We start from the raw sequence: 2,624 nt of genomic DNA on the forward strand, positions 1-2,624 counted from the left end.
TCTCGACCTGGCTGCGCGCCACCTCCACCGCGCGGGTGTAATCGCCCGCCAGGATCATCTTCTTGAACGCCGCCGAGCCGGTGACGTTGGTCCGCTCGCCGACATTGACGAAATTGGTGGAAGAGGCGGTCTGGGTCATGATGTCTTCTCAAATCCTCCCCGCTCGCGGGGAGGGGGACCAGCCGGAGGCTGGTGGAGGGGGGTCTCCTCAAATTCTGCCGCTGGTGGATACCCCCCTCCACCAGCTTCGCTGGTCCCCCTCCCCTTGCAGGGGAGGAATTTGCCGGTCTTACCCCGCCACCCGGTCTAGCAACCGCCCGATCCCCGCCAGTGCCTCCGGCTCGGTCAGCAGCGGCGTGTGGCCGACATCGGGCACCGTCACCAGTTCGGACGGCGACAGGCGCTCGACCATCCGCTTTGCGACGCTCGCGCTCAGGATATCCGACCGCTCGCCGCGCACCACCAGCGTCGGCACGCCGTTCAGCGCGTCCAGCGCGGCCCACATGTCCGGCCCGCCCTCGGTATTGGGTACGCGGAACGGCTCGGCGATCTTCAGGTCGTAATCGAGCACGATCCGCCCCGCGCTGGTCAGGCGGTGCGTGCGCTTGGCCATGGCCAGCCAGTCCTCGACGCCCCAGCCGGGATAGACGTCCTCGTTATTCTCCTGGACGCAGCGGGCGGCGTGCAGCCAGGTCGGAAAGCTCTGCCCCTTGCCGACATAGCTGCGGATACGCCCCAGCCCGGCCGCCTCGATCTCCGGCCCGATATCGTTCAGCACCGCCCCCGCCAGCCGCCCGCGCGCGGTCGCCGCCAGCACCATGGTCACGATCCCGCCCAGCGAGGTGCCGACCGCGACGAAGCGCGTGATGCCGAATTCGTCCAGCATCGCCTCGACATCCTGCACATATGTCAGCGGCACATAGGTCATCGGGTCCTTGGCATAGGCGCTCTCGCCCCGCCCCCGGAAGCTGACCGCAATCACCCGCGCCCGGCCTGCCAGCGCCTCGGCCAGCCCCTCGAAATCGCGGGCATTGCGGGTCAGGCCCGGCAGGCAGATGATCGGGGGCAGCGTATTGTCGCCCGGATAGTCCCGTGCATGGAGCCGCAGGCCGTCCTTCGACCACCAATATCGATTCTCATGAGGGATCATGCTTGAAGGTCCTCCGGTGCCGCCTCCATATCGCGGCATGCCCGTATCCCCGCAAGCCTATCGCCCGTCGACCGCCCTGACCGAGATCGCCGATTTCATCGCCGATCCCGTCGCGCCCGCCGATTTCCCGCAGACGATCATCCGCTTCCGCAACGATCGTGCGGCAGCGGAGATCGGGCTGGAGACGCTGACCGACGCGGAATGGGCCGCACATCTCGGCCGGTTCCAGCCCTTGCCGGACACGCTACCGGGGCCCTTCGCGATGCGGTATCACGGGCATCAGTTCCGTCATTACAACAGCGACCTGGGCGACGGGCGCGGCTTTACCTTCGCGCAGATGACGGCGATCGATGGCCGGTTGCTGGAACTCGGCACCAAGGGATCGGGGCAGACGCCGTATAGCCGCTCGGGCGACGGTCGCCTGACGCTGAAGGGCGGGGTCCGCGAAATCCTGGCGACCGAGATGCTGGAGGCGCTGAACGTCCCCACCTCGCGCACCCTGTCGATCATCGAGACGGGCGAGGCGCTGCACCGGGGCGACGAGCCCTCCCCCACCCGCTCGGCGGTGATGGTGCGGATGAGCCATGGCCATATCCGCATCGGCAGTTTCCAGCGGCTGGCCTTCGAGCGCGACGAGGCGGGGATGAAGCGGCTGGTCGCCTATGTCCTCCGCCATTTCTACGGTGAGGAATCGGACGATCCCGTCCGCCTGCTGACCCTGGTGGCGCAGCGGACCGCGACGCTGGCCGCCCGCTATATGGCCGCCGGCTTCGTCCATGGCGTGCTCAATTCCGACAATATCAACGTGACCGGCGAGAGCTTCGACTATGGCCCCTGGCGATTTGCACCGACCTGGGCCCCCGAGTTCACCGCCGCCTATTTCGACCATGGCGGCCTCTACGCGCTCGCCCGCCAGCCCGAGGCGATCCAGTGGGACGTGATGCAGCTCGCCTCCAGCCTGCGCCTGATCGCCGAAAGCGATCCGCTGATCGCCGCGCTGGAAGGCTTTGCGACGACCTATCAGGCAGAGATCGTGACCGCGATCCTCTGGCGGCTGGGGCTGACCCCGCGCGGCGGCACCGAGGACCGCGCGCTGGTCCAGACCTTCGAACGCGCGCTGCGGGAGAGCCAGGCGAGTCTCGACCGCACCTATTTCGACCTGTTCGGCGGACAGGTGCCCGATCATTACGACGAGACGTGGAATCCGCTACGCGACCTGATCGAACCCTATGCCCCGCGCCGCACGCGCGACGACGCCTATTGGCAGGGAGAACCGGAATCGATGCTGATCGATGAGGTCGAATCGATCTGGGCCGCCATCGCCGAGCATGACGACTGGACCCTGCTGCACGCCAAGGTCGCGCGGGTGCGCGCCATGGGCCGGGCGCTTGCCGACCCGGTTACGGCGGCCTAGAACTCAACCAAGAGGGCCTGACTCTCCCCTCCCCTTCAGGGGAGGGGTCGGGGGTGGGGC

The 2,624-nt window shown here is 67.7% G+C and carries 2 protein-coding genes; one reads left to right on the forward strand and one right to left on the reverse strand.

Annotated elements, in window-relative coordinates; all coding sequences use genetic code 11:
* Nucleotides 1–289: 289 nt before the first annotated feature.
* Entirely contained in the window at nucleotides 290–1,150 is an 861-nt protein-coding gene (locus tag NS355_RS10770) for an alpha/beta fold hydrolase (RefSeq protein ID WP_058745722.1), read from the reverse strand.
* 37 nt (nucleotides 1,151–1,187) lie between these two features.
* On the opposite strand from NS355_RS10770, the gene NS355_RS10775 reads away from it, so the two are divergent.
* Nucleotides 1,188–2,564, forward strand: a complete 1,377-nt coding sequence (locus tag NS355_RS10775; protein WP_058745723.1) for a protein adenylyltransferase SelO family protein — start codon at nucleotides 1,188–1,190, stop codon at nucleotides 2,562–2,564.
* Nucleotides 2,565–2,624 lie beyond the last annotated feature (60 nt).

Source organism: Sphingomonas yabuuchiae (genome assembly GCF_001477495.1).
In the GTDB taxonomy this organism is placed as follows: Bacteria; Pseudomonadota; Alphaproteobacteria; order Sphingomonadales; family Sphingomonadaceae; genus Sphingomonas; species Sphingomonas yabuuchiae_A.

Excerpts from the sequence above, each read along its gene's own strand:
- NS355_RS10770 (WP_058745722.1), bottom strand. The coding sequence starts at position 1,150 with ATGATCCCTCATGAGAATCGATATTGGTGGTCGAAGGACGGCCTGCGG.
- NS355_RS10775 (WP_058745723.1), top strand. The coding sequence starts at position 1,188 with ATGCCCGTATCCCCGCAAGCCTATCGCCCGTCGACCGCCCTGACCGAG.